The organism is Exiguobacterium sp. s150 (assembly GCF_018618435.1).
Taxonomy (GTDB): domain Bacteria; phylum Bacillota; class Bacilli; order Exiguobacteriales; family Exiguobacteriaceae; genus Exiguobacterium; species Exiguobacterium alkaliphilum.
Window position 1 is genome coordinate 25,003 of the sequence record NZ_JACSMC010000015.1, and the last position, 20,206, is coordinate 45,208.

Consider the following 20,206-nt stretch of genomic DNA (forward strand, 5'->3'; position numbering starts at 1 on the left):
TCATGTGTCCCTCCTGTTTTTTAGTCCGTCTCCACGAAACCGATGTAAGGCAAGTTGCGATACTGCTCGGCGTAATCAATCCCATAGCCGATGACGAACTCATCCGGAATCTCAAAACCGACATAATCCGCGTCGAGTGTGACGAGTCGACGGGCCGGCTTGTCGAGAAGCGTACAGATTTTCAACTCGCCCGGTTGATGGAGCGACATGTGCTGACATAAGAATTTCAGTGTTTGACCCGTGTCGATGATGTCTTCGATGATGACGACGTATTTGCCTTCGACATCCAAGTCGAGATCTTTTCGTAATTGGACGTTGCCGCTCGAGACTGACTTTTTGCCGTATGAAGACGCCGCGACCGTATCGAGTTGGACGCTCCCGTTCATCTGTCGCATCAAGTCAGCCGCAAACACCATCGACCCTTTAAGGACGGCAACAAGAACGATCGGCGTCCCCGCCGCATCCCGTTCAATCTGCTCTGCAAGTTCGCGCACACGGTGTTTAATCTGATCCTCATCAAATAATTTTCCTTTAATCTGAATATTCATCATGTCGGCGCATCGCGCGCCGTCACCCCCTCTTCAATCTATCCAGCCCCCATTCTATCACAACACTAGTAAAAAACCAGATGTTATTCTTAAATTTATTTTTAATGTTCGGTTTTAGAAGGGTATCCATCAAAAAAGGCACCGGTCCCACGACCGATACCTCACTTTCATGATTCATCTTGGGTGCGACGATGTTGCTGGAACTCATGAAACTGCTCCATCAATTCCGGCTTATCCTCGAAAAACTCCACGAATCCCGTCATACAGTCGAGGGTATCCGAACTCAAGTGATGCTCGATTCCTTCAACGTCTTCATAGACGTGCGCTTCGTCTGCTCCAATGAGCCGGAGAAACGATTCCAACATCGTATGGCGCTCGACAAGCCGCTTTCCAATCTTTTGACCTTTATGCGTCAACATGAGGCCGCGATATTTTTCGTAAACCAAATAGTCTTCTCGGTCGAGCTTTTGGACCATCTTCGTGACTGAAGAAGGGTGCACCCCTAAATGTTCCGCGATATCGGATACTCGGGCGTACCCTTTTTCCTCCATCAATAAATAGATTCGTTCTAAATAATCTTCCATACTCGGTGTCGGCATGGGCGTGGCCTCCCCTTCAGTTCCATTCTCCAATCTTTATTTTAGCGTAACGACCCATAAACCGAAAGCGCGAGGCGGAAATCCGTGAGTCAATCATTGTCTCATGACCTTATCTTCTTTATAATGAATGGTGGTAACTCAAGTAGAGAAAGGAAGAACAATAATGGGAATCGAAACAATCCTCGTCATCATCCTATGGGGTGCACTCATCGCATACATCGTATGGCGCTTCATGCCAGCACGTGGTTTGAAAAAGATGAAGCAAGAAGAATTCCGGGCCTCGCTCCGAAAAGGACAATTGATTGATGTCCGCGAACCGAACGAATACAAAGGTGGTCACATCATCGGCGCGCGGAACATCCCCGTCGGTCAGATGAAATTACGCATGAAAGAACTTCGTAAGGACCAACCGATCCTCATGTACTGCCAAGGGAAGTCCCGGACGAACCAGGCGGCCAAGCTGCTATTGAAGAACGGATTCACGGACGTCTATATGCTCGAAGGCGGATTCAAGAACTGGAAAGGCAAAATCAAAAAAGATTAAGCCAAAACGGCCGATTCTCATCGCAGAGGATCGGCCGTTTTTTTAGGACGAGGTCCACTCTCTTGACGGGAGCGGGCCTCGTTTCATTGGTCAATTGATTGATGAAGGCTGTCGGTGCTCATATTTGAGCACTGGCTTCCGGGCAGCGAGCGTCTCGTCGAGTCGCTTGACGACGGTCGTATGCGGCGCCGTCTGGACGATTTCAGGATTCTCTTCTGCTTCCTTCACAATTTGGAGCATCGCGTCACAGAATGCGTCGAGCGTCTCTTTCGACTCGGTCTCCGTCGGCTCGACCATGATGCACTCCTCGACGTTGAGCGGGAAGTAAATCGTCGGCGGGTGATAGCCGAAGTCGAGCAAGCGTTTGGCGATATCGAGCGTACGGACGCCGAGCGCTTTTTGACGTTTGCCGGACAAGACGAACTCGTGTTTGCAATACGTGTCGTACGGCACGTCGAACGCGTCCTTCAATCGGGCGAACATGTAATTAGCGTTCAAGACTGCTTCACGCGACACGCGCGTCAATCCTTCCGCGCCCATCGTCTTGATGTAACTATACGCCCGGACGTTGATCCCAAAGTTTCCGTAGAACGGTTTGATTCGGCCAATCGACTGCGGACGGTCATAGTCGAGCGTGTAGCCCGATTCCGCTTTTCGGACGATCGGCGTCGGCAAGTATGGTATCAAGTCCCGCTTGACACCGACCGGACCCGATCCCGGTCCACCACCGCCGTGCGGTCCTGTAAACGTCTTGTGCAAGTTCAAGTGCACGACGTCAAAGCCCATATCCCCCGGACGGGCGATTCCGAGAATCGCATTCGAGTTGGCACCGTCGTAATACAGCTTCCCGCCCGCCTCATGGACGACTTTACTAATTTCGAGAATGTCCGCTTCGAACAAGCCGAGTGTGTTCGGGTTCGTCAACATGAGCGCTGCCGTGTCATCCCCGACTTTCGCTTTCAAATCGTCCAAGTCGACGAGACCACGCGCATCCGATTTGACCGTCACCGTTTCGAATCCTGCCACGACAGCGGAAGCGGGGTTCGTACCGTGAGCAGAGTCCGGTACGAGTACTTTCGTCCGCTGCATGTCCCCGTTATGATGATGGAACGCTTTAATGAGCATGAGGCCCGTCCATTCCCCGTGGGCACCTGCGGCCGGTTGAAGCGTCACTTCGTCCATTCCCGTGATTTCAGCGAGCTTGTCTTGAAGATCGACCATCATCTCGAGCGCCCCTTGAACCGATTCGACCGGTTGGAGCGGGTGGATGTGGGCGAAGCCAGGAAGACGTGCCATGTCTTCATTCACTTTCGGGTTGTACTTCATCGTACACGACCCGAGCGGATAGAAACCAGAGTCAACGCCATGGTTCCGCGTCGAGAGCGACGTATAGTGGCGCACGACGTCGAGTTCAGATACTTCCGGTAGCTCAGCCGTTTGTTTTCGAATCATCGATGCCGGTAGTAGCGACTCGAGGTCCACTTCCGGTACTGTCGGTGTCGGCAAGTTATAGCCGGTCCGGCCGGCACGTGACACTTCAAAAATGAGCGTTTGTTCGTGTTGCATCAGTTCATCCCCCCAACCACTTCAACAAATTGATCAATTTCCTCTTTCGTCCGGAGCTCGGTCGCACAGACGAGCATCTGTGTGCGGCGCTCCGCCTCATACGTCCCGAGCGGTAATCCGCCGATGATGCCATGGTCGAGCAAGTGGCGTGACACGTCGTCGGCGTCGACACCGAAATCGACGACGAACTCGTTGAACATCGGACCTTCATCAATCACGGCATAACCGGCTGCCTTCAATGACTCTTTCATGTAGTGCGCCGTCTGCATGTTGCGGACCGCCATGTCGCGAATCCCATACTTCCCGAGCGCCGACATCGTGATGGATGCAGCGAGGGCGTTGAGCGCTTGGTTCGAACAGATGTTAGACGTCGCTTTATCGCGGCGGATATGTTGCTCCCGCGCCTGAAGCGTCAACACGAACCCACGTTTGCCGTCCTCATCGACCGTCTGACCGACGAGTCGGCCTGGCAGTTTACGCATGAGTGCCTTTTTGACGGCAAAGTAACCACACGATGGCCCACCGAAACTTTGAGGAATCCCGAACGGTTGCGCATCACCGACCGTGATGTCGGCCCCGAGCGCACCTGGTGATTCGAGTACGCCCAACGCGAGCGGGTTACTCGAGACGACGAAGAGCGCCCCCGCATCGTGTGCCGCTTTCGCAAGCGACGCCAAATCTTCGATTCGACCGTAGAAGTTCGGGTACTGGACGACGAGACACGAGGCATCTGTCAAATCGAGATCGCCCGACGTCAAGCCGTCGACGACCGGTGTGACTTCTACGTCAAGCCCTGGGCCGTCAGCATACGTCCGAATCACGTCTTTCGCTTCAGGATGGACCGCCCCCGAGACGACGATACGTTTTTTCTTCGTGTGGGCGCTCGCGAGATATGTTGCCTCAGCGAGCGACGTGATGCCATCGTACATCGATGAGTTGGCGACATCCATCCCTGTCAATTCACAAATCATCGTCTGAAACTCAAACATCGCTTGAAGTTCTCCTTGTGAAATTTCAGGTTGGTACGGCGTGTATGCCGTGTAAAACTCAGAGCGAAGCAACATATGGTTCATGACGCTCGGCGACAAATGATCGTACATGCCCGCGCCAAGGAAGCTCGGATGCGATTTCGTATGCATGTTTTTCTCGGCGAGTTTTGTCATATGACGGACGAGATCCACTTCAGGGAGCGGTGCCCCGATCGCTGACAGCGATGCCGACTCTCGTAATGAGGCCGGGATGTCTTCAAGCAAGTTATCAATCGACTCGACGCCGATCGTGTGCAACATGTCACGCTCATCTTGTTCTGTCATCGGCAAATAGCGAAATTCCATTCTGTTCATTCTGAATCCCCCTGTTTATTTACGTTTATAAAACGGTGTCGGTACGCGTTCGGCTTCTATTTTTTTCCCCCGGACGTCGACGATGAAGTGCGTCTCTTCCACGAAGCGGCGATCGATCCGAGCCCAGGCGATTGATTCGTTCACGGTCGGTGGCATCGTACCCGTCGTGACGACGCCAATCGTCTCTCCGTCAAACTCGACAGTCGCGCCTTGACGGGCGATGCCTCGCCCAAGCAGCTTCAAGCCAATCATCCGGCGCGGAATATCCTCTTTTTGTTTCACGAGTGCGTCTTTCCCGATGAAGTCTGTATCGAGCTTCACCGCAAAGTTCACGTTCGCCTCGAACGGCGTGACCGTCTCGTCGAGTTCATGGCCATATAACGGTAAACATGCCTCAAATCGCAACGTGTCACGCGAACCGAGCCCACACGGTGTCACTTGCTCGTTCTCGAGCGCTGACCAAATCCGACCGATGTGTTCTGCCCGCGCATATAACTCAAAACCATCCTCGCCGGTGTAACCACTTCTAGAGACGATCGTCGACACACCAGCCACGTCTCCTGTGAGGAAACGGAAGAATTTAATCTCTGCGAGCGGTAAATCCGTCAATTTGGATAGGATTTCCTCTGCTTTTGGCCCTTGGACTGCGATTTGACCGTATGCATCCGACTCATCCGTCACAGTGACGTCCCCTTCGACGTAAGCGTTGACGTGCGCGACATCTTTTTCGATATTCGAGGCGTTGACGACGAGCCAGAACGCGTCTTCGTCTAATCGATAGACGAGCAGATCGTCGACGACACCGCCGTCAGGTAAACAAAACAAGTTGTACTGGGCTTGGCCGATTTGAAGTTTTGACACGTCATTCGTCACGAGCCGTTGGACGTTTTGTAACGCGTCAGGCCCTTCGATCCGAATTTCCCCCATGTGCGAGACGTCGAACATCCCGACATTTTCGCGGACGGCCATATGCTCTTCTTTAATCGTTGAAAACATGATCGGCATATCAAACCCCGCAAACTCCACCATTTTCGCCTTCGGTGCGATCAAGTCATACAAAGGCGTACGTTTAAGCGTAACTTTCTCCATATTATCCCCCAATCCCGAACATAAAAATAAAAACAAATGAAATATTTCGTTTCCACTATCACTCTATCAATTTTCACAGCTGCTGCCTAGCCTAAAACGACCAAAAAGAAAGAGGATGGAAAACGAAAACGTTTTCATCCTCATTATTTCATATTTTGCTCTCAGTGGAAACGGGCGAGCTTTCAATTCCTGCGGTCCGTTTGATTTCTTGTGTCAAACCGATCGATGCATCTTTCAGCTCGACCGACTCCGTCTTCACTTTGACCGATAACCGTTTCATTTCGGCGACGGACGCGTTCACCGTGTCGACGTGACGTTTAATCTCATCAATCAACTGTTGAATCACGCCAATCCGAATCTGAAAACGTTCGGTCAGGCGTTTGACGCGACGGATGTCCCCTGCCATCTTCTTTTTGTATAGAAGAAAGCCATATAAGCCGAGCCCGACTAGCGCGAGCACGACGATGCCCAAGTTAATCCAAATCATTCGTTCTCCTCCTTCAATCGATTTAATTGTCGAACGACGTCTTCTGTACCACGTGAGGCATCGAGGACGATATCCGCCTCCCGGTAAAGCGGTAGACGACGGTCATATAAGACGCGTACGTTCTCTTTGCCGCCTTTGACGAGCGGGCGGCTTGAATGACGAATCCGTTCCCAACACAATTCGAACGGCAAATCTAGCGCAATGACCGTACCGTGCGCCTTCATCCATTCAATGTTTCCCGGACGCTCCACGATGCCCCCGCCGGTCATAATATACTCCGCCTTCGTCGATCGCAAAAGCTCACTCTCGAGTTCACGAAAGGCAACTTCCCCGTGTTGATCAAAGAAGGACGGAATGTCCATACCGGCATGTCGTTCTAGCTGTTCGTCTAAGTCGACGACATGATTTGTTGTTTCAAGATATCGTTTTACGCTTGTTTTACCTGTACCCATAAACCCGATGATATAAAACGGCTTACTCATCGAAATAAATCACCTCTTTATGTCGCTCGCCCGTCACGAGCCGGATTTCGACTTCCGTCGTCCCGCTCCCGAGCGGTCGGCACGAGACTGTCCCGGTCGGTCTCGTTATGGCGGCAGCTTTCGCCTTGCAGTTCGCTTTCGCCACGAGCAAGTGCGCTTCGAACCGGATGGCGAGAATATCACGGGACAGCCGTTCCGTACTTCGTTCAATATCAGTATACCAAAACAACGATGCGCCAAGTATCCATGTCACGACAATCAAGGAAGAGAGGAGGAAGAAGCCGCTCTCATGCACATCACGTATTTTTCCCGCTTCCCATGCCGATCGTCGAACCGGATTTGATACCCCTGCCCTACCGATTCGACACGATACTGTTCGATTCCTCTGACGAATAATAGATTCCCTCCCCCGTCCCCGACCATGACCAAGTTGCCGTTAATCTGTTTCAACGTCCACGACCACGTCGTCTCGTCCGGACGCACGTATACACCGATGAGACGGCCGTCCTTGACGGCACAATCCCGACTGTCGATGACTTTACGGACGAACAGCTGAGAAGTCGTCGTCACATTTCCTCTCGGCTGCTCATACAACGTCTCACCGAGCGAGAGCAGATGGACGAGAAGTCCGACGAACAACGGGACGAGCATGAGTACAAACGTCAGTTCTAACATCGTGTACCCGCGCTCAAAGGGTCGGCAGACATAACTCTTCAACACAGACACGTCCTCGCCCGCTCGGGTTAGCTGCATCGATCAACACCTCCCGTTGCAACGCTTCATACTGCCGGACCGTCGCTTCCAATCGTTCGATTCGTTCATTGCCGTTCACGATAAACGGGACGAGTACTCCGATCCATCCAAGTAGCAATGCCAGGCTCAGACAAATCTCCCATAGCGTGACACCTCGTTCAAAACCCCTCACTTCGAATCACCTCCGGTTCGTACGTCCCCATCCGAAACTTTAGTGTGATCGATTGGGTGCCTGAAGAAAATTTCCATTGCCCGGCATACGAAGCCGCCGTCTTCGAGAACACAATCTCGCTTGACGTCGGCAGACTGAGCACAATCCCATCTGGAACTGGGACCGTCTTAATCGACGTCAATCCGCATGTGATATGATAGCGCCGTTCTTTCACGTACCAGCGCAAGCGCGGCACGCATTTCTCGTCAGCGGCGACATAAGGATACTGGCCCACCTCCGCGATGTCGGACAAGAGCCCTTCAGTGAAGTCGATTAAAGCGAGGCGGTCAATCGAACGTACCGCCGGCATTGCCAGTAGTAGCATCGATGACAAGACGAGCAGCACCGCCGCCATCTCAATGAACGTATAGCCGTCTTGCCTCATTTTTTTGTGAGCGTGCCTGTTGCCGGCGCGTACGTATACGCCGTCGACTGACAACTGTACGTGAGTGGATCCGTCGCGCCGCCGCGTTTGATGACCGCGAGAGTCTCAGGATATGTTTTATGCTCCGCATAATAGAGGTTAATCTCTGACTCGACGATGCGGACACTCCCTTCGCAACTGACGCTGTCGGCTCGGCTCTTCCCGTCCGTCATCGACGGGACGAGCAGTAACAACAAAACAGAAATAATCAACAAGACCGCTGCCATCTCGACAAGTGTGAAACCGCGTTCCGTATCCCGATTGATCATCTTAATTCCTCCTCATAGTTGACCCATAATCAGTTGTACCGGTAAATAAATCGTATAAAACATCATCGTCACCATGACCGTTAACACACCATATAACGCCGGTTCCGCCTTGGCAATCAGTTCTTTCCAATAACTTTCCATCTCTTCAAAGACGAGTTCCCGATGGACGGCCATCATCGTACCCAGCTCCCCGCTGACGGAACCGACGCCAAACAGACTCACAACTTCGTGGTCTAAAAACGGTTCGTCCCTCGCGGCCGCTTCAAGCTCATAGCCGGCCGACATCCGGTCATGTATTCGTCTCGCAATCATCGCCACTTCGCCGTCCCCTACAGCCAACCGCTCAACGATGTGGCGCACTGACGCCTCTCCGTCCTGAAGTAGCGAAAGTTCACTGACGAACAAGTACGTGACGTATAGTCGCTGCCCCCGCTCTATGAGCGGAATGCGGATGACCCCGGCTTTTCCAAGACGATAGAGACCGGCCGCCGCAACAAGGAAACAGACGAACAAGCCCGGGAAGAACCACTTCGATAACAAAATCGCGTTCATGCCGCTCAACCGTTCGAGCTCGACCATCGTCAACAGCTTAGGAAAAATATACAGGGCGTAAATCGTGCCTAGACCAAACAACATCGTCATAATGACGAGCGGGTATCGGGCTAGCTGCTTCAACTCCTGTTCAAGGGAGGACCGCATTTCCGACAAGGCGAGCACTTGCTCGAGCCCTTCAATAAAATGTTGTCCGCGTTCCGCCGTCTCGAGCAACTCTCGCATCCGCTCGTTCGAGACGAGTGTCGCAAACACTTCGGCGAGTGACGCCCCTTCTTCGAGCGCGACACGCATGTTCGTCACGCTTTGGCGACGCTTTCCACGTTCATGCATCTCGAGCGTCTCAAACGCCTTTTTCAATCCGACACCTCGTGACTGTAACCTTAAAAATCGACGGATCGTGTTCAGTTCACACATGACTCGGGTAGTGACCATGAACATGTCATCTCCTCTCCTCGCTGAAGCACACACCAGTATCGATTGATTTCCATGTCGCCCGCTAACTCTCTGAGACGGCGTTCCCCGTCTTCAATCGTGGATGTGTGAAACGTCGCAATCGTCAGATGCCCGCTAAGCGCTGCATCATGCGCGACTTTCAATTCTTCGCTCGTCCGAACCTCGCCGATGACGATGACATCAGGGTCGGCCCGCAGCGTCTCTTTCAGAAGACTGCGATGATCGAGGCCCGCCTTCGCGTTCACCTCTAATTGGATAACACCGGTAATCGGTTGTTCCGGCGGGTTCTCAATCGTGACAATCCGTCGGTGATTCATCCGCTCGAGCAAGGCGTATAACACCGTCGTCTTCCCTGCCCCGGTCGCTCCGCCAATTAAAAAGAGTCCGTGTCGCATCATCGCGAATCGCTCAAACAGCATTTGATCTTCCTTTCCCACTAGTTCATGTAAATCGAACGACACGTTCGGCATACGCCATGACATTAACGTATGCTCGAACGACGGCAAGAACGTGACTCGAATCATCGCCGTCTCCGCATTGTACATTCCAGATTGCGGGACCCGTTGATCGGTTTCCGTCAATGAACACCAGTATTTCATATGTAGCGTCAATCGTTCATACTCCGTCCTGCCTAACGTCTCGACCACGTCCAACCGCGTCCCAGACCGAAAGTGGACCGCCACATCATGCTCATTCGGCATGAAATGCACATCACTTGCCCGATGCTCCCGCGCCAATTCAATCAATCGCCTCGTAACTGTACGCATTGTCCCCACCTCGCGATAAGCATAAAAAAAAGCCCACCTGTAGGAAAGTGGACTTGTGTTATGAAACGTTAGCTGAAGTTAAATCATGGCGACGTGCGTACGTCTCGATTGACACTTTGTCATATCCGACAATGACTTCTTTACCGTCCGTCAAAATCGGACGTTTCAGCAACTTTGGATTTTCACTCATCAAGTGAAGCAACTCGCTCAATTTCAAATCATCGACGTCAACGTTCAATTGCTTGAACGCCTGGCTTCTTGTCGCTAGCAGTGATTCGACGCCGTTGTCACACAATGTGAGCAACGTCTTCAATTCATCTACCGAAGGAGCGTCACGGAAAATATGACGTTCACTCACGTTGAGTTGCTGTTCTTGCAAAAACGCCTTCGTTTTTCGACATGACGTACAACTTGGATACGTATAAAACATCAATTCATTTGCCATTATAATTGCCTCCTTATAAGTTCGGTTTCCGCTCGTACATGTTGTGTGTAAGATGATTATACAATGGTTAGACAATAATGTACAGTGTTTGTACAACTTTTTTTATTTTTTTGTACAAGATTGTTTAGCGATAAGATTTCACATATTTTTCACGATTATTTTGCTCAATTCACACGTTTCCGTAGCATTTTTTTTAATGTGTTGGTAAAATAGTGAATGAGAATGGAATAATGTACGTATGGGGGGATTAACATGGCGAGAATGTACCGTGTCCTTGGATTTTGGACTGGGTTGATCGCAGCGCTTGCGTTCGTGGGCGCGCTCGGTGGAGATCAAAGCGACAGTCATTACACGAATGATTTTATCGTTATGGGTCTTGTCTTTTTGGCTCAAACTATTTTCTTCGTCGCACTCGGCTATTTGAAACTGACTGAAAAAACGTATGTCTACGTGTTTGGCGCTTATTTGACGGTCTTCTTCATCGTCTTCACGTATTGGAGTAACTTCCAAATGTAAAAAAAGATTGTCTCATGACGAGACAATCTTTTTTCGTTCATCGGCTAAAGAAAGGATTGGACGTGATTTCGGCCCCGAGTGTCGTTTTCGGGCCGTGACCTGAATAGAGTACCGTCTCTTTTGGTAACAGTTGGCGAAGCCGGTCAATCGATCCGAGCAACGTGGCCTGGTCGCCGCCATACAAATCGGTGCGCCCGACCGATTGCTTAAAGATCAAGTCGCCGCAAAACGCGATTTTGTCACTTGGAAGATAGAGTGTCACACTCCCAGGTGAATGTCCCGGCGTGTGATGCAGCTCAAACGCGAGCGCCCCAATCTCAAGTGTTTTTCCTTGATACGTTCGTTCCGCAGGTCGCATCGAAGCGGATGGCAAATGAAATTTGGCCGCCCCGTTCTTTTCGTCATCGGTTAACCACGTCCGCTCTGCTTCGTGGACGTACACGGGCACGTTAAAGCGATCGCGTAACGCATCAATGCCGCCGATATGGTCGAAATGGGCGTGGGTCAACAAGATGGCGTGTAATCCGCCGAACCGTTCGACCGCCTCAAAGAACCGACTATCATCCGTCCCCGGGTCGATGATGACGACCGTTCCGTCCTGTTCGACGACATAACCGTTCTCTTGTGCCAAGCCGGATGTGATTTTTACAACGTTCATTATGAACACCTCCGTATCCATTCTAATCGATATTGTGGCAAAATTGTAGCAGCGCCTTTCTTTGCTCGACAGCGTAACATATTTCGGATAAAATAATAGTGATATTTCAGTGAAATTTTTATGAATTTCATGACGTATAATAAAGGGGGAACTCGTCATGCATTTGTATGAGCCATTTGGATGGATCTCACTCATCGTGGCACTCGTTGCGATTTGGGGAATGGCCCGTTCATTCAAGAAGCGTCAATTCTTTCCACTCGCCTTTGCAGCCGTCACCGTGCTCGTCTTCGGTTTTTTCGGTATCGCGACATTGATTTACGGTGGAATTCCAAGCTAATGAATTACTAAAAAACGACTTCGGTCGTTTTTTTGTACAGTAAAAGCGTCGTCCGAACGGACGACGCTTTCCTCAATCAGTTATTCGACTGTTCTTTGAAACGCAGCAAATCGGAGTAAATCAAATCATCGTTCATCTGTAGAATCGACTCTGCCTCTTCGTTGACTGGTCCACAGAGCGAAGCGTCCTCGACGACTTCGCCTGTCTGCGCATCATAACATGTCGATTGCGTCCAAACGTACTCATCGGTCAACACGGTGCCGTCCCGGAAGATGGCGCGACTGTTCCGTTCTTTCGAGAACAGGTCGTTTCCGAATCCGATCAACTCGGACGTATCCATGCCTAACAAGTGGAGAATTGTCGGTTTCATATCAACATGACTGCCGATCGTTTCATGCACTTCACCTTTTGTTTGGTCAGGTAGGTGGACGACGAATGGCACTTGTTGAAGTTTCGCCACGTCATACGGCGTCAATTCTTCTTTCCCGAGCAAGTCAGCCATCGCGGCGTTGTGGTTCGTCGAAATGCCATAATGGTCCCCGTAGACGATGAAGATCGTGTCGTCCCACATGCCGTTCGCCTTCAACCCGTCGATGAACAGCCCGAGCGCATAGTCCTGATAGGCGAGCGCCTGCGGGAAGTTGTTGAGCGTCGTCGAGTTCGTCTCGAACTTCGGCACGAGCTCATAGTCTTCGCTCGGCATCGTGTAAGGGAAATGGTTCGTGAGCGTGATGAACTTTGCATAGAACGGTTGCGGAAGCTCTTCAAGCATCGGAATCGACTGTTCGAAGAAACTATCATCGAGCAGTCCCCACTCGGTCATGTCTTCTGGGTTCCCAAGGTCATAGCTCTTCTCGTCAAAGAATTCGTCGACCCCGACGTTCTTATACATATGGTCGCGGTTCCAGAACGATTTGTTGTTCGCATGGAACACGGCCGAATAATAATTATCTTCTTTGATCACTTCAGGAAGGGCCTGATATTCGTTATCGGCGTTCGTGAAGTAGACGGCTCCGCGCGGAAGTCCGTAGAGCGAATTGTCGAGGGCGAACTCGGCATCGGACGTCTTGCCTTGTCCGACCGTGTGATAATAGTTCGGCCAGAAGTGTGACTCTTCAATCAGTTTGTTCAAGTTCGGCGTGATGTACTCGCCGTTTGAAGCCTTCATGTTGTGGGTGAAGTTTTGAGCCGACTCGAATGAGACGACGATGACGTTCTTGCCCTTATACTTCCCGAACAGCTCCGGGTCCGGCGCCGCATAGTTTTGACGGGTGAACTGTTCGATTTCAGCAAGCTCCGACCCATCTGCCATCGCTTTTTGCGCCGACGTCTTCGTCTGGAGCATCGCGTCGTACACGTGGAAGTTGAACGTCCCGATGTTTTTGACGAGCAGTTCGCGGTCGAACGAACGTGTCAAGAGCTCTGGGCGTTCCGTCTCCGCGAGCGACAAGTTGAAGAGGAACACCGCGACGGCCGCCACGAATGTGACGAGCGCACGTCGATGGGATGCCGCGTTCTGACGCGTGTTCACTTTCCAAAGGATGAACGGCAACACGAGCACATCGCCAAGGATGATCAAGTCCTTCCATTCAAGCAATGACGTGAACGATGTCGACAACGTCTCCATGTTCGACGGTTGCAAGATGACCGGCATCGTCAAGTAGTCTGTGAACTCCCGATAATAGACAGCATCCGCAAACAAGATAAACGAGGCGAACGCATAGAGCGTGAAAATCACCCATTTTTGTTTACTGCCTTTGAAGAAGAAGCTGAACGCGAACAGGAACAGCGTCGAACTAATCGGGCTGATTAGTAAAATGAAGGCTTGCGCCGTGTTTTCAATCGGAATGTTGAAGAAAAATTGGTATACGATGTACGTCTTCGTCCAAAGCAATAAAGTAAAAATCCAGAATAAACGATATTCTTGAAACGAAGCGCGGACCGTTTCATTCAGTCGCATAGTGAGCTTCGAGAAGCGTTGAGATGACTTCATCTGACGGTCTCCTCCTCTTTTCAGTTTTTAACGACCGCAGTCGTATGAGGTTCGTGTATAGTTTGTTCTCTTTTTCACGAACGGTATCAGTCCAGCATCAAGTTCAAATCTTACCCCTTTTTTAACAAAAAATCAACTCCACGATTACAAAATTTACATTACCCAATACCCGTTCCACGTAAAAAACACGCCTATGCGAGTCGCATAGGCGTGGCAGTCTGACATCGAGTTAGACGCGTTTCGGCAAGAAGTGTTTCCGGGCGAGCCAGGCGCAACCGATGACACCGGCATCGTTTTCGAGTTCCGCAATTTTGAACGTCGTCGACTCATACACGCGTTCGAGCGCGAATCGTTTGAACTGGGCATCGAGCGGTTCAAGGAGTGCTTCACGCGCTTTCGAGACGCCGCCACCGATGACGATGATCTTCGGGTTGAGCGTGTTGGCGATATTCGAAATCGTCAGACCGAGGTATTCCGTCATCTCTTCGACGACTTCGGTTGCCACTTCATCGTTCGCTTTGTACGCTTCGAACACATCGCGAGCGGTCACTTCTTTCAATTCATTCAAAGACGTTGTCCGATTTTTACGTTTTTGTAGCGCCAAACGCGAGACGCCCGTCGCCGAGGCGATCGTCTCGATGCATCCGGTGCGGCCACATCCACACTTGACCGCTTTTGCCGTATCACGCTCGACGGTGATATGTCCAATTTCCCCGGCCATTCCCGCTGCCCCGTGGACGATGTTTCCATTCGTGATGACACCGCCTCCGACGCCTGTACCGAGCGTGACGGCGAGGAGCTCCGACGCCCCTTCTCCGGCACCTTTCCACATCTCGCCGAGCGCGGCCGCGTTCGCATCGTTCTCGAGAACAGCCGGCAATCCGACCGCTTTCTCGAACTCGCTGACGAGCGCAAAGTTTTTCCATCCGATGTTCGGTGAATACTCGACAATCCCCTCCGAGAAGTTGATGAATCCTGGTGCCCCGATGCCGGCCCCGGCAAAGTCCTCTTTAGACTTTCCTGATTCTACAAGATAAGCATTGAAAGAAGTCGCGATATCTTTTGGAATATGTACCCCGTTCTCACGAATATCTGTCGTAATCTCCCACTTGTCCGAAATGATGCCATTCATATCAAGGACGGCCATTTTCACCGTCGTACCACCGATGTCGATTCCTAATAACCATTTCATATCCATCACTCCTCATGTCAAATAAATCGCTTTCATCCAATAGTTTACACTATCGAACCCCTTGTGCAAACATTTGCACAAGGGGTTTTTCTGTCAATCTATCGAATTTTTTAATTCATGTGTCAAAATGATCTTTGCCGTGTCATAATCGCGCTGCTCGATGATGCCACCCGCATGAAGTTCATCTAGTTCCATCATCATCAAGCTGATTTCAGCATCCCGCTCACCAATGTAAATGATGGTCCCAAATCCTTTCAAAAACTGTTGCACGTCATAGAAGTTTTTCATACATGCCCCTCCATTCGCGAGAGTACGTATCGATGCAACAGCTTACGTGTCGCCTCGAGCGAAGAAACGTGTGTCCGTTCGTAACTATGGCTCGACTCGATTCCCGGGCCGACGAGGGCGTGCCGAACGTCATGGCCGGCACTGACTGCCGCTGATGCATCCGAACCATAAAAAGGATAGACGTCGATTTTGAATGCGATGCCTTCGTCTCTGCAAATCGAAGTGAATTGGCGACGTAACTTTAAATCGTACGGACCAGACGAGTCTTTGGCACAAATCGAGACCGTATACTCGTCCGAGTGTTGACCGTCTCCAAGTGCCCCCATATCGACGGCGATATATTCGACGACATCGTCCGGAATCCCGGCGTTGCCGCCAAAGCCAACTTCCTCATAGTTCGAGATCAAGTAGTGGACCGGATGCGGCAACTCGGCGGCAACGAGGTCACGGGCCAAATCGAGCAAAATCGCCACCGATGCCTTATCGTCGAGATGACGTGACTTGATGTATCCTGTGTCCGTTTGCTTGAAACGGGGATCGAACGAGACGAAATCTCCGACTTCAATGCCGAGCGCTCGCACATCTTCCTCAGAATGAACGTCAGCATCGAGCCGGACCTCGATGTTCGAGGCAGAGCGTTCGGCGCTATTCGTATCTCGATAGACGTGGACACTCGATTGATGGACCAAAATCGTCCCTTCGACCGCTTCATTCGACTCGCGGTGCACAAGACAGTTCTCCCCCTCAATCGCCGTCCACGCATAACCGCCGACTTGCGTGAGGCGAAGGCGGCCGCTCGGTAAAATCTCTTTCACCATCGCCCCGAGTGTGTCGACGTGTGCCGTCAGCAAGCGGGCCGGGCCCACCTTTCCGTCGAACGTGGCAAGGAGCGCCCCTTTATTCAGACGTTTCGTCTTTACGTCGAGCTTCGCGAGCTGTTGCTCGACAAACTCAATCGCTTCATCGGTCATCCCCGACGGACTCGGTATTTCTACAAGTTGTTTCAACGTATCAATCATTTGATTACCCCTTTGTCATCGATAATAGCCATACAGGAAACAGGCGACAGTAAGCGCGACTGCGCTAACGAGGAACACGACGCGTCGCATGTATCGCGTCTCGTCCGGGAGACCGACGACACCCGCCATCAAGAAGCCGCCGACGAGACCGCCGGCGTGGGCGGAATGGTCGAGGCTTGCCCCGAGTACGAACGCAAGTCCTACATTCAATCCTAACATAATGAATAACGGCGGACCGAGTGTCTTCATAAAAAGTGATCGATCCCGAATCCCAAAGTAGAGCAAGGCGCCGACGAGTCCAAAAAGCGCACCCGACGCACCTGCCGAGATGGCATCACTGAACGCATACGACGCCGTCGACGCGATGATGCCTGCCAACAGATAAATGATGACGAAGCGCGGCGACCCGTACATCCGTTCCACGAGCGGCCCGAGCGACCAGAGCGCGAACATGTTGATGCCGAAATGGAACCAACCGATGTGGAGGAACATTGGCGTCAGAAGACGCCACCACTCCCCTTCGTCAATCAACGGATTCACTTTCGCCCCGAATCGAATGAGCGTGTTCGGGTCGAGCGTCGACCCGACCGACTCGGCAAGCCACATGATGAAAAACGTCACAAACATAAATACATACACCGCCTGCGGCTTCCCAAACGCAAACCGTCGTTTCAATTCCGCTTTGCGCTCCTGATCAAGCGCGAGCGCGAGCGGACGATAGTCGGCCTCCCCGATGTCTTCTGACGTGATATGCCGCTCAATCGTCACTTTCGCCGGAATCTTGAACGTGAGCGACGCGACTCGCTCTTCGTCGACGAGCGGCTCCCCATACAGATGGATGCGTAACTTACTCTTCCCTAGACGGGCAAGGCGGAACGAATTCATAATCGCCTCGATGTCCATCCCGACGTGGTTAGCCCACGCCTTATCGGTCCTTATGTACAGGTGATAGACGTCTCCCGCTTTCGTGTCAAACAAGAGTAGCGCCCGAGACGGCTCGAGGATCCCTTCGACGCGCCCCCCCGCCAACACGTTCTGATAGATGTCTTCCCAAAATGAGCTCGTCATCTGAAATCCCCTCCCTTCCCTATAATTGTAATCCAATTCAGAAGCGGCGACAAAAAGGAGACCTCCCTTATATGCCCGTCAAAAAAACAGCCGGCATGAAGCCGGCTGCACTCTCTCGTTCACTTATAGCACGGGCTGCATCGTCTTCATCAAGACGTCTGCTGAATGGTGCATCTTTTGTTTCTCTTCTTCAGACAATTCGATTTCGACGACTTGGCGCACCCCTTGGCGGTTGATGATGGCCGGGACGCCGATATGAATGTCATGTAGACCGTACTCACCGTCCAAGTAGGCCCCGACCGTGAGAAGCGTGTTCTCGTTCCGAAGCACTGCTTTGACGAGGCGAAGCAGTCCGAGACCAATCGCATAATACGTCGCGCCTTTACGCTCGATGATATGATAAGCCGCATCACGGACGTTGACATAGATATCTTCAAGGTCTTCCCACGTGTATTCGTCGTTCTCTTCAAGCAACTGCTCGATCGACTTGCCGTAGATTCGGGCGTTACTCCATGCCGCGAACTCCGTGTCCCCGTGCTCACCCATGATGTACGCGTGACAGTTGCGCGGGTCGACGTTGAAGTAATCACCGAGCATGTAACGGAGACGTGACGTGTCGAGCACCGTGCCTGATCCGAAGACGCGATGTTTCGGAAGTCCAGAATATTTCCATGCCAAGTGGGTCATGATGTCGACCGGGTTCGATGCGATGATGATTATCCCGTCAAATCCTGATGCCATGATTTCCCCAATCATCGACTTCATGATTTTCGCGTTCTTCTCGACGAGGTCAAGACGCGTTTCACCCGGCTTTTGCGGTGCCCCTGCCGTGATCACGACGATATCTGCCGCCCCACAGTCCGCATAATCCCCGGCCCATACACGCATCGGTGAAGAAGCGAACGAGACGCCGTGATTCAAATCCATGGCTTCCCCTTCTGCTTTGGCTTTGTTAATATCGATGATTACGAGTTCTTCACAAAGGCTCGCTGTCGTCAATTGGTATGCGAAGCTCGCACCGACTGCACCGGCACCGACGAGCGCGACGCGTGTTACTTTTGCATGATTTAATGTTTCCATGTTGATTCTCCACCCTTCGAACAATCTGTTTCATGTTTTAGTAATATCTGTTACATAAAGATTGTAACATCATTCACAAATACTCACTACAATAGAAACCGTTTTCACTTTGGCGATATTGTGACGAAATTCACATTCGTTTGAAACATCTTCATTCACTGTACTACCCTTATCCGAAGACGAAAAAACAAATCAAGGCGGCGGCCGTAATCGAAGCGAAGTTGACCGCATCGTTTCCGAGCCAATGCCAACCTTTGACGTATTCGGTCGCTTCTCCGTGGTGCGTCTGCTTCTCGGTCTGCTTTCCACATACCCGGCATCGGTACTTCCGTTGGACGGTCGCGCCGAGCAACGTATCCACGACGCTACCAATCAACCCGAGTGCGATTAACGCGAGCGTCACTTCGAAATCGAGCGTCATAAACGGATAGGTCGCCAACACGATTGTGGCGGCTCCAACAATCGACATGACCGTCCCATATAGTGACACACCGCCGCTCGTCCCCGGTTCGACCGGTCGAAACGTGAGGATGGAGCGCGGCTTTCGCTTTGCGAGCACACCGAACTCAGAGCCCCACGTGTCACTCGTCGCTGCGGCAATCGAAACAATGTAGGCATAGAGCCATGCCTCGTTCGACGTGTATGCCATCGCGAGCGCGGTTAACATGCCAATTCCGCCGTTTGCGAGCACTTGGACGTAGTCACGGGGACCGGATTTTTCAACGATTTCATCGACCGGCGCCTTGTCGACGGCACGATACTTCGAGGCGAGCGAAGATGTCGAGAAGAACACGCCTAGTAAATAGAGACCGAACCAGCCGAAACCATAGCCAATCACCGTCCCCGTTACGACTGTCAATACGGCACCGGATAACGTGAGCGACTTCAGCCGGTATCCGGCATAGGCGACCAAGCAGGTTACGAGAAATATGGCTAACATCGAATCAATTCCCTTTCCGACACGATCACTCCGACCGGAATGTCATGCGCTTCAATTGGTATGTCGTCTAACACTTGGACACTGTAGGCAAGGGATAGCGTTCGGCCGGCATACGACGCCAGAAAGCGGTCGTAATATCCCCCGCCCCATCCGATTCGGTAGCCAGAGCGGTTGAACACACGCCCCGGGACGACGCATAAGTCGACGTCACCGTCGACTTGTTGGGTCGTCGGCTCTAATATCCCCATGACCCCAGGTTCGAGGTCATCATAAGACTCGATTCGATGGAACGTGAGCCCCTCTGTCGTTACTTTCGGCACGAGTACCGTTTTTCCTGCCTGCCAAGCTGCTTCAATCAATGGCCGTGTGTTGACCTCAAGTCCGAACGAGAGGGTCAGGGCAACCGCCTTCGCCTCGATCCACTCCGGTAGTCTCATCACGTTATGTACGATGGCGGCATCGGCCTCATCGCGATTAGCTAATTCAGCAATCCGAGCATGTACCGCTCGTCTGAGTGCTTGTTTCGCATCCATATCACTCGCTCCTTTCGAAAAAAAAGGCCGCCACATGAGTGACGGCC

At 51.8% G+C, this 20,206-nt stretch carries 27 protein-coding genes; 3 read left to right on the top strand and 24 right to left on the bottom strand.

Annotation, left to right across the window (positions count from 1 at the left end; all coding sequences use genetic code 11):
* Nucleotides 1–20: 20 nt before the first annotated feature.
* Together hpt and mntR are read right to left on the bottom strand one after the other, a co-directional pair.
* Nucleotides 21–548: a hypoxanthine phosphoribosyltransferase gene (hpt, locus tag KNP76_RS08865; RefSeq protein WP_214844238.1), complete on the bottom strand. Its 528-nt coding sequence runs from the start codon at nucleotides 546–548 to the stop codon at nucleotides 21–23.
* Between the two features lie 167 nt (nucleotides 549–715).
* Nucleotides 716–1,147 (bottom strand): transcriptional regulator MntR, encoded by a 432-nt coding sequence (mntR, locus tag KNP76_RS08870; RefSeq protein ID WP_034805927.1) that lies wholly within the window; start codon nucleotides 1,145–1,147, stop codon nucleotides 716–718.
* 163 nt (nucleotides 1,148–1,310) lie between these two features.
* On the opposite strand from mntR, the gene KNP76_RS08875 reads away from it, so the two are divergent.
* A complete protein-coding gene (locus tag KNP76_RS08875; protein WP_081825815.1) occupies nucleotides 1,311–1,691 on the top strand; it encodes a rhodanese-like domain-containing protein in 381 nt (126 codons plus the stop codon).
* A 90-nt stretch (nucleotides 1,692–1,781) separates the two neighbouring features.
* On the opposite strand, the gene gcvPB is transcribed toward KNP76_RS08875, so the two are convergent.
* The 13 genes from gcvPB to KNP76_RS08940 all read right to left on the bottom strand — a co-directional run bounded on the left by gcvPB (nucleotide 1,782) and on the right by KNP76_RS08940 (nucleotide 10,535).
* A complete protein-coding gene (gene gcvPB, locus KNP76_RS08880; protein ID WP_034818104.1) occupies nucleotides 1,782–3,257 on the bottom strand; it encodes an aminomethyl-transferring glycine dehydrogenase subunit GcvPB in 1,476 nt (491 codons plus the stop codon).
* Entirely contained in the window at nucleotides 3,257–4,591 is a 1,335-nt protein-coding gene (gene gcvPA, locus KNP76_RS08885; RefSeq protein ID WP_214844285.1) for an aminomethyl-transferring glycine dehydrogenase subunit GcvPA, read from the bottom strand. The genes gcvPB and gcvPA overlap by 1 nt, the downstream gene beginning before the upstream one ends.
* A gap of 24 nt (nucleotides 4,592–4,615) precedes the next feature.
* Nucleotides 4,616–5,689, bottom strand: coding sequence for a glycine cleavage system aminomethyltransferase GcvT (gene gcvT / locus KNP76_RS08890; RefSeq protein WP_034818103.1), 1,074 nt, complete (start codon nucleotides 5,687–5,689; stop codon nucleotides 4,616–4,618).
* 148 nt (nucleotides 5,690–5,837) lie between these two features.
* Nucleotides 5,838–6,176 carry a hypothetical protein gene (locus KNP76_RS08895; protein ID WP_214844240.1) on the bottom strand — a complete coding sequence of 113 codons (339 nt, stop codon included), beginning with the start codon at nucleotides 6,174–6,176 and terminating at the stop codon, nucleotides 5,838–5,840.
* The gene (locus KNP76_RS08900; protein WP_251137408.1) at nucleotides 6,173–6,658 is read right to left on the bottom strand and encodes a shikimate kinase; all 486 of its coding nucleotides are present in this window, start codon (nucleotides 6,656–6,658) and stop codon (nucleotides 6,173–6,175) included. Before KNP76_RS08900 ends, KNP76_RS08895 begins: the two co-directional genes overlap by 4 nt.
* Complete coding sequence (locus KNP76_RS08905) at nucleotides 6,651–6,911, bottom strand: hypothetical protein (RefSeq protein ID WP_156028829.1); 261 nt, start codon at nucleotides 6,909–6,911, stop codon at nucleotides 6,651–6,653. The genes KNP76_RS08900 and KNP76_RS08905 overlap by 8 nt, the downstream gene beginning before the upstream one ends.
* 5 nt (nucleotides 6,912–6,916) lie before the next feature.
* Complete coding sequence (locus tag KNP76_RS08910; RefSeq protein ID WP_156028828.1) at nucleotides 6,917–7,411, bottom strand: hypothetical protein; 495 nt, start codon at nucleotides 7,409–7,411, stop codon at nucleotides 6,917–6,919.
* Nucleotides 7,347–7,583, bottom strand: coding sequence for a hypothetical protein (locus tag KNP76_RS08915; protein WP_034818095.1), 237 nt, complete (start codon nucleotides 7,581–7,583; stop codon nucleotides 7,347–7,349). Before KNP76_RS08915 ends, KNP76_RS08910 begins: the two co-directional genes overlap by 65 nt.
* The gene (locus tag KNP76_RS08920) at nucleotides 7,570–8,007 is read right to left on the bottom strand and encodes a prepilin-type N-terminal cleavage/methylation domain-containing protein (RefSeq protein WP_034805905.1); all 438 of its coding nucleotides are present in this window, start codon (nucleotides 8,005–8,007) and stop codon (nucleotides 7,570–7,572) included. Before KNP76_RS08920 ends, KNP76_RS08915 begins: the two co-directional genes overlap by 14 nt.
* Nucleotides 8,004–8,315 (bottom strand): prepilin-type N-terminal cleavage/methylation domain-containing protein, encoded by a 312-nt coding sequence (locus KNP76_RS08925; RefSeq protein ID WP_034805903.1) that lies wholly within the window; start codon nucleotides 8,313–8,315, stop codon nucleotides 8,004–8,006. Before KNP76_RS08925 ends, KNP76_RS08920 begins: the two co-directional genes overlap by 4 nt.
* A 12-nt stretch (nucleotides 8,316–8,327) precedes the next feature.
* A complete protein-coding gene (locus KNP76_RS08930) occupies nucleotides 8,328–9,284 on the bottom strand; it encodes a type II secretion system F family protein (RefSeq protein ID WP_251137409.1) in 957 nt (318 codons plus the stop codon).
* Entirely contained in the window at nucleotides 9,272–10,090 is an 819-nt protein-coding gene (locus KNP76_RS08935; protein ID WP_214844249.1) for an ATPase, T2SS/T4P/T4SS family, read from the bottom strand. Before KNP76_RS08935 ends, KNP76_RS08930 begins: the two co-directional genes overlap by 13 nt.
* 58 nt (nucleotides 10,091–10,148) lie before the next feature.
* The gene (locus KNP76_RS08940; RefSeq protein WP_034805899.1) at nucleotides 10,149–10,535 is read right to left on the bottom strand and encodes a Spx/MgsR family RNA polymerase-binding regulatory protein; all 387 of its coding nucleotides are present in this window, start codon (nucleotides 10,533–10,535) and stop codon (nucleotides 10,149–10,151) included.
* A gap of 252 nt (nucleotides 10,536–10,787) precedes the next feature.
* On the opposite strand from KNP76_RS08940, the gene KNP76_RS08945 reads away from it, so the two are divergent.
* Nucleotides 10,788–11,051 carry a DUF2626 domain-containing protein gene (locus KNP76_RS08945; protein WP_034805897.1) on the top strand — a complete coding sequence of 88 codons (264 nt, stop codon included), beginning with the start codon at nucleotides 10,788–10,790 and terminating at the stop codon, nucleotides 11,049–11,051.
* 37 nt (nucleotides 11,052–11,088) lie between these two features.
* Here KNP76_RS08945 and KNP76_RS08950 read toward each other — a convergent pair whose 3' ends face one another.
* Complete coding sequence (locus tag KNP76_RS08950; RefSeq protein ID WP_034805894.1) at nucleotides 11,089–11,709, bottom strand: MBL fold metallo-hydrolase; 621 nt, start codon at nucleotides 11,707–11,709, stop codon at nucleotides 11,089–11,091.
* A 157-nt stretch (nucleotides 11,710–11,866) separates the two neighbouring features.
* Between KNP76_RS08950 and KNP76_RS08955 the strand changes: the two genes are divergently transcribed.
* Entirely contained in the window at nucleotides 11,867–12,046 is a 180-nt protein-coding gene (locus KNP76_RS08955; protein WP_034805892.1) for a DUF2759 domain-containing protein, read from the top strand.
* A 76-nt stretch (nucleotides 12,047–12,122) separates the two neighbouring features.
* Here the strand turns inward: KNP76_RS08955 and KNP76_RS08960 are convergent, their stop codons facing one another.
* From KNP76_RS08960 to KNP76_RS08995, 8 genes are all read right to left on the bottom strand, one after another.
* Nucleotides 12,123–14,039, bottom strand: coding sequence for an LTA synthase family protein (locus KNP76_RS08960; RefSeq protein WP_214844252.1), 1,917 nt, complete (start codon nucleotides 14,037–14,039; stop codon nucleotides 12,123–12,125).
* A gap of 229 nt (nucleotides 14,040–14,268) precedes the next feature.
* Complete coding sequence (locus KNP76_RS08965) at nucleotides 14,269–15,237, bottom strand: ROK family glucokinase (protein WP_214844259.1); 969 nt, start codon at nucleotides 15,235–15,237, stop codon at nucleotides 14,269–14,271.
* An 87-nt stretch (nucleotides 15,238–15,324) separates the two neighbouring features.
* A complete protein-coding gene (locus tag KNP76_RS08970) occupies nucleotides 15,325–15,519 on the bottom strand; it encodes a YqgQ family protein (RefSeq protein ID WP_034805884.1) in 195 nt (64 codons plus the stop codon).
* Nucleotides 15,516–16,538 carry a M42 family metallopeptidase gene (locus tag KNP76_RS08975; protein WP_034818090.1) on the bottom strand — a complete coding sequence of 341 codons (1,023 nt, stop codon included), beginning with the start codon at nucleotides 16,536–16,538 and terminating at the stop codon, nucleotides 15,516–15,518. The genes KNP76_RS08970 and KNP76_RS08975 overlap by 4 nt, the downstream gene beginning before the upstream one ends.
* Before the next feature lie 15 nt (nucleotides 16,539–16,553).
* Nucleotides 16,554–17,606 carry a rhomboid family intramembrane serine protease gene (locus tag KNP76_RS08980; RefSeq protein ID WP_214844261.1) on the bottom strand — a complete coding sequence of 351 codons (1,053 nt, stop codon included), beginning with the start codon at nucleotides 17,604–17,606 and terminating at the stop codon, nucleotides 16,554–16,556.
* A 123-nt stretch (nucleotides 17,607–17,729) separates the two neighbouring features.
* Complete coding sequence (locus KNP76_RS08985) at nucleotides 17,730–18,686, bottom strand: L-lactate dehydrogenase (protein ID WP_214844263.1); 957 nt, start codon at nucleotides 18,684–18,686, stop codon at nucleotides 17,730–17,732.
* A 169-nt stretch (nucleotides 18,687–18,855) separates the two neighbouring features.
* Nucleotides 18,856–19,626: a DUF92 domain-containing protein gene (locus KNP76_RS08990; RefSeq protein WP_214844265.1), complete on the bottom strand. Its 771-nt coding sequence runs from the start codon at nucleotides 19,624–19,626 to the stop codon at nucleotides 18,856–18,858.
* Nucleotides 19,620–20,159, bottom strand: a complete 540-nt coding sequence (locus KNP76_RS08995; protein ID WP_214844266.1) for a 5-formyltetrahydrofolate cyclo-ligase — start codon at nucleotides 20,157–20,159, stop codon at nucleotides 19,620–19,622. Before KNP76_RS08995 ends, KNP76_RS08990 begins: the two co-directional genes overlap by 7 nt.
* Nucleotides 20,160–20,206: the final 47 nt, after the last annotated feature.

Coding starts and splice junctions, on each gene's coding strand:
- hpt (WP_214844238.1), bottom strand. CDS start 548: ATGAATATTCAGATTAAAGGAAAATTATTTGATGAGGATCAGATTAAA.
- mntR (WP_034805927.1), bottom strand. CDS start 1,147: ATGCCGACACCGAGTATGGAAGATTATTTAGAACGAATCTATTTATTG.
- KNP76_RS08875 (WP_081825815.1), top strand. CDS start 1,311: ATGGGAATCGAAACAATCCTCGTCATCATCCTATGGGGTGCACTCATC.
- gcvPB (WP_034818104.1), bottom strand. CDS start 3,257: ATGCAACACGAACAAACGCTCATTTTTGAAGTGTCACGTGCCGGCCGG.
- gcvPA (WP_214844285.1), bottom strand. CDS start 4,591: ATGGAATTTCGCTATTTGCCGATGACAGAACAAGATGAGCGTGACATG.
- gcvT (WP_034818103.1), bottom strand. CDS start 5,689: ATGGAGAAAGTTACGCTTAAACGTACGCCTTTGTATGACTTGATCGCA.
- KNP76_RS08895 (WP_214844240.1), bottom strand. CDS start 6,176: ATGATTTGGATTAACTTGGGCATCGTCGTGCTCGCGCTAGTCGGGCTC.
- KNP76_RS08900 (WP_251137408.1), bottom strand. CDS start 6,658: ATGAGTAAGCCGTTTTATATCATCGGGTTTATGGGTACAGGTAAAACA.
- KNP76_RS08910 (WP_156028828.1), bottom strand. CDS start 7,411: ATGCAGCTAACCCGAGCGGGCGAGGACGTGTCTGTGTTGAAGAGTTAT.
- KNP76_RS08920 (WP_034805905.1), bottom strand. CDS start 8,007: ATGAGGCAAGACGGCTATACGTTCATTGAGATGGCGGCGGTGCTGCTC.
- KNP76_RS08925 (WP_034805903.1), bottom strand. CDS start 8,315: ATGATCAATCGGGATACGGAACGCGGTTTCACACTTGTCGAGATGGCA.
- KNP76_RS08930 (WP_251137409.1), bottom strand. CDS start 9,284: ATGTGTGAACTGAACACGATCCGTCGATTTTTAAGGTTACAGTCACGA.
- KNP76_RS08935 (WP_214844249.1), bottom strand. CDS start 10,090: ATGCGTACAGTTACGAGGCGATTGATTGAATTGGCGCGGGAGCATCGG.
- KNP76_RS08940 (WP_034805899.1), bottom strand. CDS start 10,535: ATGGCAAATGAATTGATGTTTTATACGTATCCAAGTTGTACGTCATGT.
- KNP76_RS08945 (WP_034805897.1), top strand. CDS start 10,788: ATGGCGAGAATGTACCGTGTCCTTGGATTTTGGACTGGGTTGATCGCA.
- KNP76_RS08950 (WP_034805894.1), bottom strand. CDS start 11,709: ATGAACGTTGTAAAAATCACATCCGGCTTGGCACAAGAGAACGGTTAT.
- KNP76_RS08955 (WP_034805892.1), top strand. CDS start 11,867: ATGCATTTGTATGAGCCATTTGGATGGATCTCACTCATCGTGGCACTC.
- KNP76_RS08960 (WP_214844252.1), bottom strand. CDS start 14,039: ATGAAGTCATCTCAACGCTTCTCGAAGCTCACTATGCGACTGAATGAA.
- KNP76_RS08965 (WP_214844259.1), bottom strand. CDS start 15,237: ATGGATATGAAATGGTTATTAGGAATCGACATCGGTGGTACGACGGTG.
- KNP76_RS08970 (WP_034805884.1), bottom strand. CDS start 15,519: ATGAAAAACTTCTATGACGTGCAACAGTTTTTGAAAGGATTTGGGACC.
- KNP76_RS08975 (WP_034818090.1), bottom strand. CDS start 16,538: ATGATTGATACGTTGAAACAACTTGTAGAAATACCGAGTCCGTCGGGG.
- KNP76_RS08980 (WP_214844261.1), bottom strand. CDS start 17,606: ATGACGAGCTCATTTTGGGAAGACATCTATCAGAACGTGTTGGCGGGG.
- KNP76_RS08985 (WP_214844263.1), bottom strand. CDS start 18,686: ATGGAAACATTAAATCATGCAAAAGTAACACGCGTCGCGCTCGTCGGT.
- KNP76_RS08990 (WP_214844265.1), bottom strand. CDS start 19,626: ATGTTAGCCATATTTCTCGTAACCTGCTTGGTCGCCTATGCCGGATAC.
- KNP76_RS08995 (WP_214844266.1), bottom strand. CDS start 20,159: ATGGATGCGAAACAAGCACTCAGACGAGCGGTACATGCTCGGATTGCT.